Source organism: Sutcliffiella horikoshii, assembly GCF_002157855.1.
GTDB lineage: Bacteria > Bacillota > Bacilli > Bacillales > Bacillaceae_I > Sutcliffiella_A > Sutcliffiella_A horikoshii_C.
Window position 1 is genome coordinate 3,900,208 of the sequence record NZ_CP020880.1, and the last position, 17,899, is coordinate 3,918,106.

General features: G+C 39.5%; 15 protein-coding genes and 1 pseudogene. 5 read left to right on the forward strand and 11 right to left on the reverse strand.

Annotated elements, in window-relative coordinates; all coding sequences use genetic code 11:
* Positions 1-2: 2 nt before the first annotated feature.
* The 3 genes from B4U37_RS19835 to rarD all read right to left on the reverse strand — a co-directional run bounded on the left by B4U37_RS19835 (position 3) and on the right by rarD (position 5,213).
* Positions 3-377: a nuclear transport factor 2 family protein gene (locus B4U37_RS19835; RefSeq protein WP_088020381.1), complete on the reverse strand. Its 375-nt coding sequence runs from the start codon at positions 375-377 to the stop codon at positions 3-5.
* Between the two features lie 176 nt (positions 378-553).
* Positions 554-3,988: a S8 family serine peptidase gene (locus tag B4U37_RS19840; RefSeq protein WP_198317055.1), complete on the reverse strand. Its 3,435-nt coding sequence runs from the start codon at positions 3,986-3,988 to the stop codon at positions 554-556.
* A 283-nt stretch (positions 3,989-4,271) separates the two neighbouring features.
* Entirely contained in the window at positions 4,272-5,213 is a 942-nt protein-coding gene (rarD, locus tag B4U37_RS19845; protein ID WP_088019638.1) for an EamA family transporter RarD, read from the reverse strand.
* A 354-nt stretch (positions 5,214-5,567) separates the two neighbouring features.
* Here rarD and B4U37_RS19850 point away from each other — a divergent pair, with 354 nt between their 5' ends.
* The 4 genes from B4U37_RS19850 to B4U37_RS19865 all read left to right on the forward strand — a co-directional run bounded on the left by B4U37_RS19850 (position 5,568) and on the right by B4U37_RS19865 (position 9,266).
* Entirely contained in the window at positions 5,568-7,043 is a 1,476-nt protein-coding gene (locus tag B4U37_RS19850; protein ID WP_088019639.1) for a glycosyltransferase family protein, read from the forward strand.
* Positions 7,027-7,407 (forward strand): GtrA family protein, encoded by a 381-nt coding sequence (locus tag B4U37_RS19855; RefSeq protein WP_088019640.1) that lies wholly within the window; start codon positions 7,027-7,029, stop codon positions 7,405-7,407. The genes B4U37_RS19850 and B4U37_RS19855 overlap by 17 nt, the downstream gene beginning before the upstream one ends.
* 11 nt (positions 7,408-7,418) lie before the next feature.
* Positions 7,419-8,393: a glycosyltransferase family 2 protein gene (locus B4U37_RS19860; protein ID WP_088019641.1), complete on the forward strand. Its 975-nt coding sequence runs from the start codon at positions 7,419-7,421 to the stop codon at positions 8,391-8,393.
* Between the two features lie 162 nt (positions 8,394-8,555).
* Positions 8,556-9,266 carry a MerR family transcriptional regulator gene (locus B4U37_RS19865; protein WP_088019642.1) on the forward strand — a complete coding sequence of 237 codons (711 nt, stop codon included), beginning with the start codon at positions 8,556-8,558 and terminating at the stop codon, positions 9,264-9,266.
* 340 nt (positions 9,267-9,606) lie between these two features.
* Here B4U37_RS19865 and B4U37_RS19870 read toward each other — a convergent pair whose 3' ends face one another.
* The 8 genes and pseudogenes from B4U37_RS19870 to B4U37_RS19910 all read right to left on the reverse strand — a co-directional run bounded on the left by B4U37_RS19870 (position 9,607) and on the right by B4U37_RS19910 (position 16,553).
* Positions 9,607-11,100 (reverse strand): anti-sigma factor, encoded by a 1,494-nt coding sequence (locus B4U37_RS19870; protein ID WP_088019643.1) that lies wholly within the window; start codon positions 11,098-11,100, stop codon positions 9,607-9,609.
* Positions 11,081-11,647 carry an RNA polymerase sigma factor gene (locus B4U37_RS19875; protein WP_088019644.1) on the reverse strand — a complete coding sequence of 189 codons (567 nt, stop codon included), beginning with the start codon at positions 11,645-11,647 and terminating at the stop codon, positions 11,081-11,083. The genes B4U37_RS19870 and B4U37_RS19875 overlap by 20 nt, the downstream gene beginning before the upstream one ends.
* A gap of 148 nt (positions 11,648-11,795) precedes the next feature.
* The gene (locus B4U37_RS19880) at positions 11,796-12,359 is read right to left on the reverse strand and encodes a thioredoxin family protein (protein ID WP_088019645.1); all 564 of its coding nucleotides are present in this window, start codon (positions 12,357-12,359) and stop codon (positions 11,796-11,798) included.
* Between the two features lie 99 nt (positions 12,360-12,458).
* A complete protein-coding gene (locus B4U37_RS19885) occupies positions 12,459-12,740 on the reverse strand; it encodes a hypothetical protein (protein WP_088019646.1) in 282 nt (93 codons plus the stop codon).
* 499 nt (positions 12,741-13,239) lie between these two features.
* On the reverse strand, positions 13,240-13,746 hold the full coding sequence (locus B4U37_RS19890) for an SRPBCC domain-containing protein (RefSeq protein WP_088019647.1): 507 nt from the start codon (positions 13,744-13,746) through the stop codon (positions 13,240-13,242).
* Between the two features lie 122 nt (positions 13,747-13,868).
* The gene (locus tag B4U37_RS19895; RefSeq protein ID WP_088019648.1) at positions 13,869-14,084 is read right to left on the reverse strand and encodes a hypothetical protein; all 216 of its coding nucleotides are present in this window, start codon (positions 14,082-14,084) and stop codon (positions 13,869-13,871) included.
* A 126-nt stretch (positions 14,085-14,210) separates the two neighbouring features.
* Positions 14,211-14,972: a TerC family protein gene (locus B4U37_RS19900; RefSeq protein WP_010200110.1), complete on the reverse strand. Its 762-nt coding sequence runs from the start codon at positions 14,970-14,972 to the stop codon at positions 14,211-14,213.
* 121 nt (positions 14,973-15,093) lie between these two features.
* Positions 15,094-16,553, reverse strand: a pseudogene (locus B4U37_RS19910) (spore germination protein).
* Between the two features lie 215 nt (positions 16,554-16,768).
* On the opposite strand from B4U37_RS19910, the gene B4U37_RS19915 reads away from it, so the two are divergent.
* Positions 16,769-17,704 (forward strand): S66 peptidase family protein, encoded by a 936-nt coding sequence (locus tag B4U37_RS19915; protein ID WP_088019651.1) that lies wholly within the window; start codon positions 16,769-16,771, stop codon positions 17,702-17,704.
* The last annotated feature ends 195 nt before the right edge of the window (positions 17,705-17,899 follow it).

The window sequence follows — 17,899 nt, forward strand, 5'->3', positions numbered from 1 at the left end:
TATTAGAAGACCCCATGCTCATTCGGTGATTCTTCTGGAATTGCCTGGCCAACATCCCACAATTCCACAATTTTCTCTCCCTCAAACCGGAAAATGTGTATGACTGCCGCTCCTAGGTCCTCAGGATTCTGTTTAATATGAGAGTGAACAGCAACGTTATTTCCATCTTCTAATGCATGCTTCACTTCAAGCGTTTTGTTAGGACTTTGAACCGCGTTTTCTTCCATTGCCAGCATAAGTGATTCGGCATCACCGCGAAAATATGGATTGTGATGACGAAAACCAGGGGCTATATGACGTTCGAATGCTTCCTGGATTTTTCCGGAAGCTACCAATTGGAGAAATGAAATGGCCGCCTCTTTGTATATATTACTCATCATTCTATCTCAACCTTTCATGTATGTAGTATGTTGCTTACCATAACATCTATCTCCACTGAACCATGATAATAGATACTCTTCATAAACTTCGTCTTTTGCTAGCATAAGTCCTTCACCATCCTAAAATAAAATGACTCCTCTGCTACAAAAGCAAAGGAGCCTGGGAATAACATCTATCTCTTTATTGTCATTTTTCTTGGTGCAGAAGTTAAGGTCAATCCAGTTTCGTCTGTACCTGTTACGGTTACGTAGTAGTCTCCTTCTGGATAGTCTGCGTCAGGAGTCCAACGTAGGCCATATATGGAGTGTTCATTATCAATGTTTGCTTCTTCCAGGGAGTTCCCTTCAGCATCTGTAATGACAAAGTGCCAGTCAAGTCGTTTATAGCCGAAGACGGTGATGGATGCTGGTTTGTTTTCATTAATATTTGTGCCTGATACGTGAAGGTAGTTGATAAATGGATCCGCGTGTTTCAATGCTTCATTACCGACATAGCCAACCCCTACATTTCTGGCAGCATCGATAGAGGATACCATTACGATCTCAGGTTTAACAGAAGAAATATATTCGTACTTGCTATCTCTGAGATTTTTATAGGACCCATTCACCCAAATCATGCTTCCGATATAACCTGTTCCCTCTTCTTCCACATCCCAAGTAATCTTATAGGTCCCACCTTGCTGTTCGGTCACTTTCAAGTTTTGCACTACCGGTGCGACTGTGTCCACTTTTATTGGTATTTTCGTTTCTTGTGGCTCTGCACCTTCATAGTCAAGAGTGCTAGTATATACATAGTAGTATTGTCCATCTTGAAGTGTGTTTCCTTCGTTATCAAGAGAGTTCCAGAAAGGATATTCAAAAGAATAATAGTAATTCCGGTAGCTCATGATATTTTTGCGGAACGGGTATGGGCTTCCATCTTCTGCGAACTCTTCGAAGTTTCCGATAGTAGATACCGTGTTTCCGTTCTCATCCTGAATGCTTAAGGACATTTCCTTCAGATTACGCAGAGCTGTAAATGAAGGGTAAGCACCTGAACTGATAGATCTTGGGGATACCCCTATTGCATCCGCATCAAAGGTTCCAGTAGCTCCATCGTATCCTAGTGGCAAGTCCAGTAATTCATTCCACAGTACTGTATAGCCAATATAAGCATCGCCGTTGACTGGGCTTTCATCCACATTAGAGATGGCACTCCAATCACCATAATAGCCCATGAAAGGAATGGACAAATTGGTTAACTCTTTCACAGAGCTCCCTTTCGGAACAAAACGTACATATCCTTCAACAAAGCGGCCATCACTAAGTTCCTTTGGCAAGGTGATCGAAATGTTCACTTTGTCATCACGATGTGGCTTGTATTGGAACTTGCTGTCTTCTTTTTGTTGTTTTCCATTAATCTTAATGGAAGCATTTTCCACAGGAATAGAATTTAACGTTAAATACTCTCTTTCTACTCCCTCATAAGCTCTCGTTTCTTTTTCATCTGTCAAAACATCGACATAGATTTCATATTGATGTCTTGGGTGAACAAGATTTTTGTTTAACGCTTCGACATTTAACGTAAAGTCAAAAGTATGGTCAATCTCTTTCAGTGCGACAGAAGCGGCTTGTTCAAGCGGCACTCCTACATGCTGAAGCAAGTATGGAGTTGAAAGCGCTTGCTCGATTTTCATCATACCTGATCCTTGTCTGCGTGGTGAATATACCGTGTTTTCATGCTTTGGATTGGTTAAGATCATCGATGTATTCATAAGTGCATTTTTGGCTTTCAAAACTGTTTCCATTGTTTTAGGAAGCTCCCACTCTTGATAATACTTTTGAAGCAAGAGGGCACCTCCAGCAGCAACATGCGGGCTCGACATCGAGGTTCCACTCATCGTTTCGTATTGGTTATTGATGACCGTGGAGTTAATTTTTCCACCTGGTGCTGTAATTTCCGGTTTAAAACTTAGATCGGTAGGTGAGCCATAGGAGGAAAAGGAAGACATAGGCTCCGTTGCTGTATTCTGTACCCATAGGCCTTCATTAGACAATTGAACAGTCACCTTTTCTCCACTTTCTAAAAGTTCAACAAGCTTATTCCCTTTTTCCTGTTCAGTGGTGACGGCAGGAATGGAATATGGGCTAAAATAAAGGGAAGAATAATCCGATACTCCTGGTGGTGGAATGACGATTGCTGCTGCCGCTCCCTTCTTGTTTGCTTCTACTTGTACTGTAGAATAAAAGGCATAGGCCTTTGCTGGTTTGGAGAGGACTATTTTTCCTTCCAAGGATTCCAGTTCTTTAAAATCTGCCGATAACCCCTCTCCTACATAGACGACCTCATATTCCTTTGTTGGATCTAGATGATCAATCGGTTTCTTGATGTTCGGCTGAATCTGATAACCTAGCACACTACCATCATTTAAAGTAAATCCATCTACCTTCATTAAGTCATTTTCAGAAGAGGCCACCTGGAGGGCATAAGGCGTTATACCAGGATCTCCAACAAGCCCAATATCAGGGTTCTTTGCCAGTGGTAGCTGAGATCGCTCCAAGAGATTTTGTTTAGTGCTGTACGCTGCATTTCCAGCTGAAGCGACAACCAGCACCCCTTGTTCTGTTGCATACTGGATTGCACGCTGAACTGGATCATTCGCGTCTACACTGCCTGCATCCGATCCTAAACTTAAGTTAATGACATCTGCACCAAGCTCCACAGCATGGTAGATTCCTGCTGCAATATCATCATCATACGCATAGCCTCTCGTATCCGAGAAAACTTTTTCGGCTAACAACTGCACATCTGGTGCTACCCCTACCGCTTTTTTCTGGGACTCTTCAAATGCTCCAACAATTCCTGCCACATGTGTACCATGAGAGTTCTTTGCTGGGATAACATCATCATCTTTATCTGCCCAGTCATAGCCTGAAGGTACCTTGTCTGTGTACCATTTATCAGCGATTTCCGTGGCATCCAATTTTCCCTGAATAGTATCCTGTGTAAGCTTTGCATGTTCTTTTCCATTCTCAGATAGCGTCAACGCCTCATGACGATAATCTATTCCGGAGTCGACGATTGCAACAACCATCCCTTGCCCACGATAGTTGTATTTTGTCCATACATTCATCGCTTCTACTAGTTCCTTGCTGTTTACAACAGTATGCTCATAAGTTTTGGCGATACGGACTTCCTTTACACCGTTCATGTTCTGTATTTTCTGTGCTTCACCTAGAGTGGTATCCATGCTGAACCCGTAAAAACCTTCTGTGTAGGTATGCCTTACTTTCCCAGAAACATTTCTAGCTTTAACAAGACTTGTTTTCACTTTTTCTATTTGCTGCGCTGATAAGGAGGCATCCCCCTTATCCTCTACTTCGACTATCAATCTCACTTTTTCATTTGGATTAGATGACTCTACCTTTTCTCCATATAAAGGATCATTGCTCTCCTGTTCAAACACATCAAAGATGTTTTGCTCTGCTGGACCTTTTTTCAGCATGTCCAATTTAGGGTCCGTCTTCTCAGGATACTCAAATCCGGCACTCGCTTGCGTTGCTAACCCACTGAACAATAGTACAAAAATAAATAGAACAGATATTGCTTGTCGCTTGGTTCGCTTCATCTTCTCACCCTCTAATAGTTTATAGGTTTTCATGATTCTAACCTTAATGTTAAAAGGGGGGGATTTTTATGTAAATTGGGGTTTTTATTAGGTTCTCTATGAATTTACTCAGAATTCTTAACCTATCATCCGAGATTAATAGACTATCTTAGATAGACCAAAAGGCTTGATAGGAAAAACAATCACCCTATTTTCCTTAAAATTGGCCCATTTAATTACCCCAACTCTACATCTAATTACAAAAAAAGCTCCTCATTAATCTAAGAATGAGAAGCATTTTTGTTTATAAACTTTTAGTTTGTACAACAGCTTGTCTCAGCTTCCAACCCCTCATCAACGTAAACGTATAAATCCCAAGCGCCACCCATATACAAACAAACGCAATTAAATGAGCACTCGTAAATGGCTCATGGAATAAATACACGCCCATAATCAGCTTGATGGTTGGGGCAAAATACTGCAGTAAACCGACCATCGAGAGAGGAATCCTTTTTGCACCGCTCGCAAAAAGCAATAATGGGACTGCCGTAACCACACCGGCAAGCAATAGAAGTAACGTTACCTCAAATTCGCTACCAAATGCTCCACCAGAACCGGAAGCCCCTGCATGCACGTACCCCAAAAACAGCAACGCAAATGGCGTAATCAACAGGGTTTCAATCGCCAAACCAACTAAAGCCCCAACCTGCACCATCTTCTTAATCAGCCCATAAAACGCGAAACTCAGAGCAAGCATTATCGCGACCCATGGAAAGGTCCCGAAACTGAAAGTCAACACGAGCACACCGGCTCCTGCTAGAATAATAGACAATGTCTGAAGACCAGACAATTTTTCTTTTAATACAATAACAGCGAGTAAGATACTCACCAGCGGATTGATATAATACCCGAGGCTCGCTTCAATGACACGGTCGGCATTCACCGCCCATATGTAGAGGCCCCAATTGATACTGATGAAAATCGAAGCAAGACTGATTCCAAACAGTCGCATCCGGTTCCTGACAAGGCCTTTAAGCTCCAAAGTAAACGTTGGTAACTTTCGCAACAAAGCTAAAATAATCAACATAAATACGAGCGACCAGACTATCCGGTGCGCCAAGATTTCCCCGGCTGGAACATCGTCAACCAACTTCCAAAATAAAGGGAGGATTCCCCATAAAATATATGATAAGCCCGCACACGCGACTCCTATGCCAAATTCCTTATTTTCTGTTGTATCTTTCATAGCGGTACCCTCTTTACGTAAGAATGTTTGTAATCAGTTTAGGACCGTTCTGAAGAAATTACAACGAAAATATTTCGAGGCGCGAAAAAAATTAGATATTGCACTAAATCCCCTTTATTAATTGTTTGTGTTTATCAAAACCCCATTAAAGGTATTGCAAAATAAGGAGTTTTATTTCTCTATTCCATTCACTAAATCTAGTGCTTATTACCTAGTGATAGTACTTATTTCTAAATTGGTTTTGTGATATAATCTATTAGGTTCTCAGATTACAAATAAAAGGAATCTTTTGAAAATGATTCTATTGAAGAAGAACCTTGGAATTTTCTATTGTTGGTTGTAGGAGGAAAGATTTTGCGTTTTGATATTTTCCGTTTTCTAGAAAAATTTATTTATGTAATATTTTTTTGTGTCATAGCTTTGCTTGTAGGCATCAATATTTTTGTAAGCAAAGGGCATCAATCGATTGGTCAATTTTCTCCTAATTATTTTGAAGCAGTTACTTTTATCATTGCTTTAATGTTCTTAGCGGGTATTTTTCGCTTTCGGCACCCTATTTTAAAGACTATTGCTAAGATTCCTGCTCCACTTTGGGTCGGCGGATTTTTAATAGGTAGTTTATTATTACAGCTTACGATTTCAAAGCTCTTTGTGGTACACCCTACTTGGGATTTCGGTTCATTGGTTAATGCAGCGAAAAAGTTTATTGATAGCGGTGAGGTAAGTAACTATTTTTCTATTTACCCGAATAATGTATTTTTGTTTTGCATACTGGTGATTGTTGGGAAGATTTTCACTCCTGATCTTATAACCTATATGCTTTTTAATAGTTTCATTATCCTTATTAGTCAATATTTAATTTACCGCATCGCCACTAAAGTAGCCGGGAAAACAGCTGGAATGATTAGTATAGCTGTAAGTGTATTGTTTTTCCCATATATCTTTTTTGCTCCGATTGTTTATACAGATACCATTTCACTTATTTTTTTATTACTTCCTTTAAATCTGCTTATCGATAAAAATGGTAGATTTAAAAATAATATCTATATTATTTTAGCAGCATCGGTAGTATTTGCTTTTGGTATGTTGCTTAAAGGTTCTCTTATTATTTTTGTCATTGCGTTTGGAATTACTTTGTTACTCTCTATGAAAGGTTGGAAAAAAGTATATTTTATAGTTCCTTTCATAGTCCTTTTCGTGATAAAAACATTATTTAATGTTTCTCTTTATCAGTTGGATATTCTAGATAAGGAGCAGCAGAAGAAGACCAGTTTTCCTGTTTCACATTGGCTTGTCATGGCACAAAATAAGGATAGGTTAGGAAAATTTTCTGAAAACGATGTGAAATGGACACTAAAACTTTTGGCAGAACGCCACAGAAGTGAAGTGTCAGAGATTCATTATGAAGAGTTGAAACAACGTATTGGTGATAAAGGTGTTTATGGGAACTTGATGTTTAATTTAGAGAAGATTAAGCATACATGGACAGATGGAACTTATTATTCTTTGAACAAATTAAGAAGGCATCCACTCGAACCTGAGAATTTTCAGAGATTGGTTGATTATAAGTCTGGTGAATTGCTGCAAGGGTTCGCCAGGGTGCAACACTTGATTCTTTTAATGGGGTTACTCTTTGTTGTTCCTTTACTGAAAGAAAAGAAGACATTCGTGACATTTTGTATGTTGGCAATCATCGGATACTTCTTTTTCTTCCTATTATGGGAGACAAGGTCAAGGTACCTTGTAAGTGTCACCCCTCTAATCATTTTGTTAAGCAGCATGGCGTATTTCAGAGTAAAAGGAGATTCGATAGATGAAAAGACTCCTTAAATTTGGAACTGTTGGGGTATTCAATACGCTTATTACATTTGCCAGCTTTACCATCCTTTATTATTTGGGATTAAATTATTTGGTGTCGAATGTTATTGGCTATTGTTTAGGTATCGTGAACAGTTATTATTGGAATAAAAAATGGGTGTTTAAAGATAGCCGGAAAAGGGCCAGCATATTTTATAAATTTATTGCGGTAAACGTGCTGACTCTTGGAATTCAGACCTTATTTCTTTTCTTATTAGTTAATAAATTGGGACTTCAACCGGTCTTGGCAAATTTAGGTTCTATTGGAGCAAGCTTATTTATTAATTACTTTTTAAATGCAAAATGGACGTTCTTTCAAGAACAGAACGTCAGATAGTGGAGGTTACTATGCGAGAATTAATTTCAATTGTTGTACCTATGTATTTTGAAGAAGAGGTCGCACAGGAGTGTTATAACAGACTAAAGGGTGTTATGGATGCCGAAAATATTCGTTATGAATTCATTTTCATCAATGATGGAAGCACAGATCGAACGCTAGACATTTTAAGTGACATTGCAAGTAAGGATCCTCATGCGAAAGTCGTCAATTTCGCGCGTAATTTCGGCCATCAAACAGCGGTTACCGCGGGAATCGATTATGCCAATGGTGATGCTATCGTAATTATCGATGCTGATTTGCAGGATCCCCCTGAGGTTATCCCAACTCTTATTGAAAAATGGCGTGAAGGATTCGATGTTGTTTATGCCAAAAGGAAAAAACGTACTGGAGAAACGAAATTCAAATTACTAACAGCGAAATATTTCTATAAATTCTTGAATTATATGTCAGATATTGATATCCCTAAAGATACAGGAGACTTTCGTTTAATCGACCGAAAAGTTGCGGATGTGTTTAAGCAGATGACCGAGAGAAATAGGTTCGTGCGTGGCATGTTTTCTTGGATCGGTTTTAAACAAACATTTATAGAATATGAACGTGACGAAAGATTTGCCGGTGAAACAAAGTACCCATTAAAGAAGATGATCAAATTTGCGTCTGATGGGATCATTGCCTTCTCCACCAAGCCTTTGAAAATAGTCATGTCACTTGGCTTCTTTTCCGTCCTCGTTTCCTTCGGGGTTTTGGTATATGCCATTTTAGTTAAGCTATTTGGTCAGGAAGTAGAAGCTGGTTGGGCTTCCATCATGGTCGCAATCACCTTTTTTAGTGGCATTCAGCTTCTAGGCATGGGAATCGTGGGCGAATATATTGCGAGAATTTATGATGAAAGCAAAAATAGACCTATTTATATTGTTAGAGACACAGTGAATTTAAACGGACATGATACATCAGAAGTTAAACAGACTGTTGTGCCAAAATAAATGCTGAAGGCACCACTAGTAGAGAAATACTAGTGGTGCCCTTTTTTATTAAATTATGAAAAAAAAAATTGGGCCAAGAATATCGGAAACTCCATATTTATAGCAGATATACCCCTTGCCAAAAGACCACAAAACCTTCATATTAAAAGAAGGAGGTGCGATATGCGAAACGATATTCAACCTAATGAACGGGCATATTCGACCAAGGAAGTAGCGGAAGAAGTGGGGATTGCCACCCCTACTGTACGGAAGTATGGACAGATACTAGAGCGGAATGGGTACGAGTTTTTAAAGGATGGAGACAGGCGTATTTTTGTTGAATCGGATGTTAAAGCGCTTGTAGCGCTGCGCGATACGGACAAGCCTCTCGATAGCACGGCTCGCGATATAGTGGAGCAACAAAAAGAGCGTTTGGAAAACACATCGCAGACAGACATAGCGCTACCCGATACAGCCGAAACGTTACCAACGGATCCAAACCAGATTAAAGAAGCCTTTAAATACTTAGTGAATGAACTTGCTGCAGCACGAGAGATGAATATACAACTTAAAAACGATATGACACATATCAAAACAACGGTCTCTCAGCTTCAACAGGACCATCATTTCATTAGTTCCAGCATCGGAAATACGGCACAAAAAACGAATAACAAGATTGAGAAATTAACAGAGCAACAAAGAGAACACTATGAAACTCTTTTGGAGCAGGAAAGAGAAAGAACAGAACTTTTACAAGAAGAAATACAAAAGATGCGCGACGAACAGAAAAAAGAATGGGTATCTCAGAATGATTTTAATAAACGATTAGAAGAAGAGATGCAAAAGCGAGATGGCGGCAATTGGGCTTGGTTGTTTTCCCTTTTTAAAAAATAAACACTCATAGGGAACATTTGGTATCCTTTATAGCAGCGTATCGGCGGGCGATATGCCTGTAGTAGAAGTTTCTAATACCCTTTGGGGCTAATACATATTGAATTATATCTACTATATCGGTGCACGATATGATATGAAAATTCGATAGAAAAACCGTCTATGATACAGTAAATGCTATCATAGGCGGTTTTTTCGAAATTTAAGGATTTTTATGTCAAACCTTGATCTTTCCCACTATTATAATTCTACAATTTCCCGAGAAATATCTTTAATTTTCGTATTTTCAACACAGTTTATCGACATTATTTCCTTTAGCATCTTCTATTTCAGAGCAAACATGTCACCACAACATAATCTCCCTCTCATTTTCATACCATTTTGTAACGCTTGTGATATCTAGTTGATAGTTAGTTATGCTATTAGGCATGTTTGTATGGATGATGAAGGTACCATCATTGGTGACCGTTGTATTTATATCTTCTTTGGCAACCCATTCCTTGTCGCTACTAACTTCCACTATGAAGCTTTCCAGTTTACTAATTGTTGTTTTACCGATTATGGACACCACCTTGGAATTTGTTGTATTCTCTTCGACTGTAACAGATTCAATGGTCCATCCATTCTTATCTGTTTTCTCCATACCTTCAGTCAAAGCAAACTGAGTATTTTCTGGTTCTTCTAATCTAAAACCTTCTAATCTTAAAGTCAGCGCTTCACTACGAGGCAAACTTTCTGTAACATCCATACCTTTTACTCGGTTTGCAAAGTCATAATCAAAAATAAAAGACTCTCCCATATGGGATTCAAGATTTACACCATCAATCAATAATTCCTCACCTGCACTATTCAAAATGCTAAGCTCAGGCATAATCATTGGTGTTAACTCTTCATTATCTCGCGCTTTCATTATTTCTTTAAGCTGATCCCTTTTGTCCTTTGTATACTCCGCATAAAATTGCAATTTGTGCGCATTGGTGGAAAGCTCCCACTCTATTGGACCTGCATTAAAATCATCATACATAAAATCAATATTATATGAGTTGCTTTTAGTAAGTTTCTTTGCCTCTGTAACATCAATTGGAATTTCTAGCTTCCACTCTCCTTCTTGCATGAATAAATCTTTGAATTCAATCTGAGCTCGAAACGTATCAGGAAGAGGAAGTTCATCATTTTTAGCAGGCTTGATCACGACTGAGTTTTGCGTCCAACCATTGCTACCTAAAGAAACTTCACTTTGAGGCAACTCCTGTCCATTTAAATCCACTATCTTCCCGCTCGGCGGCAAGCTCTCATAGTCATCCCCTACCTGACTTAAATGATTGACATTAAGTTTCTTTAAAAAATCTTCTAACACCGCTTCCTCGGGTTTTAATCTATAAAAAACTTCTATTTTCAGTGGACTTGCTCTTACATCCGTCACTTCCAGCAGTACTCCTTCATCCTCTACTGAATACAGCTCTTCCTTTTCTTCTTGTACTACAGGAGTCTCCGAATTTCCTGTATCGCTTTTCTCCATGTCACTTAAAAAGGATGCACCTAAACCAAATGCGAGGACAATACTTGCCGCAGTCAGCAATTGATAGGGCCAGTTCCATTTTTTCTTTTTTGGCTGATAAGGTTCAAGTTTGCTTAACACTTCGTCGTCAAATTCAGAGGGCAGCACAGGTGATTGAATGGCTGCTTGTAAAAAAGCATCCTCTTTCTGGAGTGCGGTCACCACTTCGCGACACGATGGGCAAAACTCCAAGTGTTTTTCCACATGCTTCTTTTCCTCCTGAGACAGCACATCATCATCCACATAAGCAGCCAGCTGATTAAATTCGAAACATTTCATGAAAATAGCCACCTTCCTCGCGTTTCAACTTTTCCCTCAAGCGATTTTTTGCCCGGTGAATTCTGTTGGCAACTGTGTGTACGGGTATGTCCAGCACTTCTCCAATTTCCTCATAACTCAAGTCGTTCGTATATTTCAGAAGGACAATGAGGCGATCCTCTTTTTTTAATGTGGCCAATAGGTTTTCCAACTGCCTGTATTTTTCTTTTTGAAGATAAACGACTTCCGGGGTTAGACTCCCGCCACCAGTTTCATCCGAGTACTCCACCGTTTCTACTTTCTTTTTGCGAAAAGTATCCATGCAATGATTGACCGAAACCCGGTACAGCCAGCTTGCAAAGGTCCCCTTTCGGTCATATTTATCAAGCTGCCCATACACTTTGATAAAGCACTCCTGTACAAGATCCTTCGCGTCCTCCGGATTTTTTACCATCCGAAGCACTATCGCAAAAATCCTATTCTTATATCGATTTATAATAAATGCAAACGCCTGCTTATTCCCGGCAAGCACCTGCTCCACAAAATAAAGATCATCTTGTTGTTCCACAAGCTCATCCCCCTTACCTACTCAGTATAACGTAATGGAAGACGAGAAAATTTCAGGAAAAGAAAAAGAATTCTGGGTTGTAGGGACAAAGATGTACAAAAAAAGTAGCACGCGGTTAACTTGTTTAACCTCGGGCTACCTAAATCTACTATTTCTTTTCCATTATGTTCGTTAATGTATTCTTAAAACTATCATATACGTAGGTCCAAAGGATTTCCTCGCTCATATATCTCTCCCTTAAAGTAGCAATGATTTCCTTCTGCTTTTCTGCAAAAGTAGGATCTTCCTTTGGTGGCAACGCACCGCGGAGTTCATCCACGATTTGTTGTACTTCAGGTGCACGCGGTCCCCATTTCCCTAGAAGCTCTCCTTGTTCGTTCAAGATCAAAATCATCGGTATTGCTCGTCCTCCATTTGTTAGATGGCGGTCAATCAGGGTCGTATCAGCATCTCTTAAAGCAACACGGAATTCAATATCTGCAGCCTCAGCCAGCTTACGAATCACTGGATTGATCATCATGGCGTCGCCGCACCAGTCTTCTGTAATGGTTAGGAAGTGCAGAGACTGAGTTTCCAACTTTTCTACCAATCCATCATCGGGCAATCGGAAGTTATCGTAAACAGTAAAGCTTTCTTCTTTTAATGTACTCATTTCATTCATGTATGTTTGAATGGATTTTCCTTCTTGGAAAAATTGTTGTTCGGTTTTCATAGTGAAACCCTCCTCAATATAAGTTAAGCCTCATATATATCATAATTAAAGTAAGTGGTAGTCCATTATAAATATTTTACTGCATTTGCTGTCATTCTTCTAATCTTCCGGTTCCCAAAAGGCAATATCATCCCCTGGCATGGCAACCACTAACCATCCTTCTCCATCATCATCTCCAGCTTGCCAGCACTCGTAATGATCATGATGTCCGTTAACGTACAAGGTTTTTTCGTCTTCAAAATGAATAAGAAGGTGTGGCTCCCTTTCCCCTAAGGACACATTGACCACTTTTTTTCTCCTCAGTTCGATAATATATTGGTACATTTCTTCTTCTGAAATTGTCGGGATTTCCTGATTGTACACCGGTTCCACTGTAAACACCGCCCACTCACTTTCCATGTTTACCCAAAGAGTAAATGGTTTTTGTTCTAAAGGCTGTAGATGAATAAAGCGAATCTTTATTTATCCAGGGCCAATTCCAAATTCTAATCCATATAAACGACTACCAACACTGGTGATGAGTATTTTTGAAAAAACATTCTGCATTTGTTGCAGAGAAAGCGGGAAGCAAGAATGAAAAAGGAAGCCATATTGAGAATCATTTTGTACAAGGGAGCTTTTGATTAGATAGTTGAGGGGATTTTTTAAGCGGAAATCGAACCTTTTTGTATACTTCAGAGGTTTTTGGTGTAGTTCAGCGACCTTTTTGGATAATTCTCCTCACTACTTGAATACTTACTCCTTCCTTCATATATATGGTTTCCGTCCTTTAAGGAAGGAGAATCATTAGAGTACGGGAACATTTATTCGGTTCGCTAAATACTTGAAGGGATACCTAGGTATCCCTTCATTCTCAGTGGTTCTTCCAAAATATATTCTCTTAACGAGACGAAACATGCTCTTCCAAACGATCCCAAGTTTCTTTAATGCCATGCTCCATTCCCATTTCCAACACCGTTTTCAAAGCTTCTGGAGATTCATACTCTGCGCGATTTACAAGCTTTGTCTTGCCGTCATGCTCCTCAAACGACAATGTGGATAATGTTGCAGGCATTTCCGAAGACTCATTGCCTTCTGCATCTGAAAAATAATCGATGTATTCGATTTTTTCATTTGGAACAATTTTTTTGTAAACTGCTTTTCCCCAAGATTCAAAGCCAAAAAAGTCGCCTTGGCTCTCATCCACACATTTCATGCAATAATGCCAAACGCCACCTTCTCTAAAGTCCAGATCGCAAACTGTCAGCTCCCAGCCACGTGGTCCCCACCATTGCCTTAGATGCTCTGCTTCTGAAAAAGCTTTAAATAATACGTCTTTAGGGGCATTGAATTCACGCTCTAAAACAAGTACGTTTCCTTCCACTTTTGAGATCATTTTGGTTGTCATATAACGGTCCTCCATCAATTTTGGCATAACGCTACATGAAGAACGGCATATAAGAGGTGGTTTGTCCAAACCTTTCCCCCTCATATCGGCATTTCTTCTCCCTAACTATTCGGCACCGCTCTTTAATATCCTTCTTTTTCAAATGCATCCAAAAGCCAAATGGCAAGATAGCAGTTCCCGGTGACACCAAACCGCTCTCTATCCTCCTTCATCTGTGATACAGAACGCTGTTTTGGCTTGTTTACTTGAGCATGATACACCCACAATTTTGTCAAAGTTTCCATCGGAAAAGTCGAAAATTTGTCCCAGATGGAACGGATATAGATTGGTGGCTGCATAGGCTGTACACCTGTCCTTTCTTAAATCAGCTAAGTTCCATTACAATTAATTTAACAAAAACAAGCACTCGAGGAAAATTACAGGAATAAAAAAACAGCCCAAAGTTTTGAACTGTTTTCTTCTGATCAATTTATTACTTCTTCTTCCTGTCTCTTTGAGAAAAACCAGCCTCCTGCTGCAATCAGAAGCAAGACAACGTAGAACGTTACTTTCCACTCTGTGGATTTTGGGAACGTTTCAGGTAAGATGCCTAATTGAGGATGCGCTAAAGTATACACGAGCAGCTTTACCCCAACCCAACCGACAATGAGGAATGCTGCAATTTCAAGACCTGGTCTAGACTTCAGTAAGGCAACGAATAAGTTAGCTGCAAAACGCATGATGATTAGTCCAATCAATCCTCCTGCAAATATCACCAGAAATTTTCCGCCGTCCAACCCACCAATGGCAGGAAGCGGGGTATCCGGAAGTGTTACAGCTAGTGCAACGGCGGCTAGAATCGAGTCTACAGCAAAAGCGATGTCTGCTAACTCCACCTTAATGACCGTCCCCCAGAAACCAGCCTTCTTTTCCTTTTCTTTTCTTACCTTTTGTTTCTTAAAGACATATTTTCGAAGGATATGGTTCAGTGAAATGAAAAGGAGATAAATGGCACCGATTGCCTGTACTTGCCAAACATCCACCAAAAATGAAATAGCAAACAAAGAACCAAATCGAAAAACAAACGCACCTGCTAGTCCGTAGAACAATGCTTTTTTGCGCTCTTTTTCCGGTAAGTGCTTTACCATGATTGCTAATACTAGTGCATTATCTGCTGCTAAAAGCCCTTCAAGTGCTATAAGCAACAGCAAAACCCATGTGTATTCTAATAAAATGGATACGTCCATCATTAATCCTCCTAAAAGCTGTTGGCTTATCACTAGCGTTTGCAACATGAGTAACTTTTAGTGATGGATGATATAGGTATCCGGCTATCCAACTAAAAAAATGGCGCTAACCTTCTCACTACTACTTACCATCAGCATTAGGAAAACCATGCTTACCGTTGTTTATTTTTTCTAACCTGCCTCTAAAAAAAGTATCTTTGAATTCCTCTATACGAAAAGGGATAATTGGTGTCAAGTATGGTACGCCAACGGAGCGAAGGAAGACCATATATAAAATTAAGATGGTCGTCCCAATAACTATTCCAGTAATTCCAATGAAATTTCCAATCCATAAAAATGCAAAACGCAGTGTATTTGTAGGGGCTGCCATCTGTTTAGAGGCAAGTAAAAGGCTGGTTAAGTATGTAATAGCCACTAGTATAAGGCTAAAAGGGTGTATTATTTTCGCAGATACTGCGGTTTCTCCAATTGCTATAGTAGCTAACAAAGAAACAAAAATAATCGCACACTGAGGGATTCGAAAGATAGCATCAGCTAATACGGTTAGTAAAAAAATAACACAATCATACTCCAAAATGGGGATAGGAGCTCATCCCCCTTAAATAGAGTTTCAGCGATATTCTTGGGTATTTGATCCGAAAAAAATTTTGCAACGACCACATAAGCACATGGAATGTATATCGTCAAAATAAAGCTAATCAACCTTATTAAACGAATACTAAAACGCCCCAACTTCTGATTGTATTCATCCGGTGCTTGAAGGGCAGATACAAACAAGCCTGGTAAGATAATTCCATATGGGTTCCCGTCTACTAACACCACTACTTTGCTATCATATAAAGAGGAGACAACCACATCAGGACGTTCTGTGGTTTCAGACATATTAAACAGAAAATCCTTGGAAGAGTCCTCCATAGCTTCTTCAATCAATCTTGCCTCTAATACATAATTAACTTCCAGCTTATCTATGCGCCTTCTAACTTCCTTTAATACGTCTTGGTCCACGACACCTTGAATATAAAGGATCGATATCGCAGTTTTGGAAAGGCTCCCGATATTCTTCGTGTCTGTACATAAATTAGAAGTCTTTATCATCCCACGCAGTAAGCCAATATTAGTATCAAGTTTTTCTGTTAAACCTACCATAGTCCCCTTCGGAGAGCGTTCACTCACTACTTGTTCCAAGCTTCTTTCTTTCATCTGAGGTGTTTTGGCAATAATACCACTAGCATAGCCATCTGTTAATAAGATGGTATGTCCATCTAGAATACCATCTGCTAATTCTTCTAATGTGCTGGCGACACTGATGCCTGCTATTTTAATGACTTTTTGAGCAATATTTTCCATGCAAAAATTTTCCCACTCTATTTTCCCCTCAATTTCTATAAGAGGTTCAATTATCTGGGTCTCAATTTTATCCGTATTCACCATTTCATCTAAATACACAAGCGCCATATATAATGTATGTTCAGTACCAACTTGTAACTTTCGAATGGAAAGAGAAGTTGTTTGATTAAAACAATTTTGGAGAACTTTGATATTATTCTCGAGAGTAGAATGAATGGGCTTTTTCTTTTTCATATAGCAATCACCTTACAAATATTAGTATGTTGAGGGGGTCGTTCCTAATATGCTCGTAGAAAGTGAAACTATACTAATAAAGAAATTTGTTACTTTAAGTTAATTAACTAGCAGCCAGTAAGTTTTTTACTTTTCAGCCCTTTTCCCTTTCTCTTCTCAAAAAAGAAGCACATTCATATATATAGAAATAAAACGATTTTTGAGGAGCGAGGTATATGGCTATTAAACCACTTGCGCTTCAAAGGGGAGATACGATTGGTTTAGTTACTTTGGGGAGTCCCCTTGATGCGACGACGATAAATACGAGGGTGCAATATTTGAGGAACATGGGGTTTAACGTTGTTTTTGGAAAGTACGTGTATTCCATTGACGGGATTGTCTCCGCTCCTGCTGACAAAAGGGCTGAGGACCTCATGGATATGTTCAAGAATCCGAATGTAAAGATGATCCTAGCGACTCGCGGCGGAACAGGTGTACAAGGGATTCTTCCCTATCTTGATTATGATTTCATCAGAGAAAATCCTAAGTTAGTTTCTGGTTACAGTGATATCACCGTCCTGTTGAACAGTCTGAATCAGTTTAGTGATCTCATTACTTTTCACAGTCTGATGCTTATTGATTTCCGGCCGGAAACTCCCGCTTATAATTTCAGTCAATTTTTTGCAGCTACCTCTACGTTTACCTCTCCGCGTGCTATTATAAATCCTCCGGAAGTTGTGCGAATGGGAATAAACCCTGGAAACGTGACCGGGCCGATTGTTGGAGGAAATATTACTTCCATTGTTAACACACTTGGCACGCCATATGAAATCGATACAAAAGATAAAATTCTTTTCCTAGAGGACACGCATACACCAGCCAATATGATACTTCGCTACTTCACCCAATTGTCGATGGCAGGCAAATTCAACGATTGCCTCGGCATCATAATGGGGGAATGCACCAATTGCCCAGTGGCATATAACACGTCCTATGCTGATTTAATAAATTCGGTTCTCGTTCCAACTGGGAAACCATTGATCACCAACCTCGCCACCGGTCATGGCAGGTATAAGGCAGCCATTCCCGTTGGAGCTAGGGTGAATATGAATGCTACGAATAATACGATAACGGTGATGGAGCCTGTGGTGTCTTGGGGACAGGCAACGTGATTCAGTTAGGTCCAGGCGCGCTGACCCAGATAGGACGGAACATTCAATAGAAGTCGGGAATTTTGTTGTAAATATATGGATTGTCGTCAATTTGAATCGTTTTATTGAATAATTGGGCGGTTTTATTGTATACTTTGAGTCTTTTATTGAATAATTCGAATCGTTTATTGTATAATTCAGTTCTGCTCATCTCGC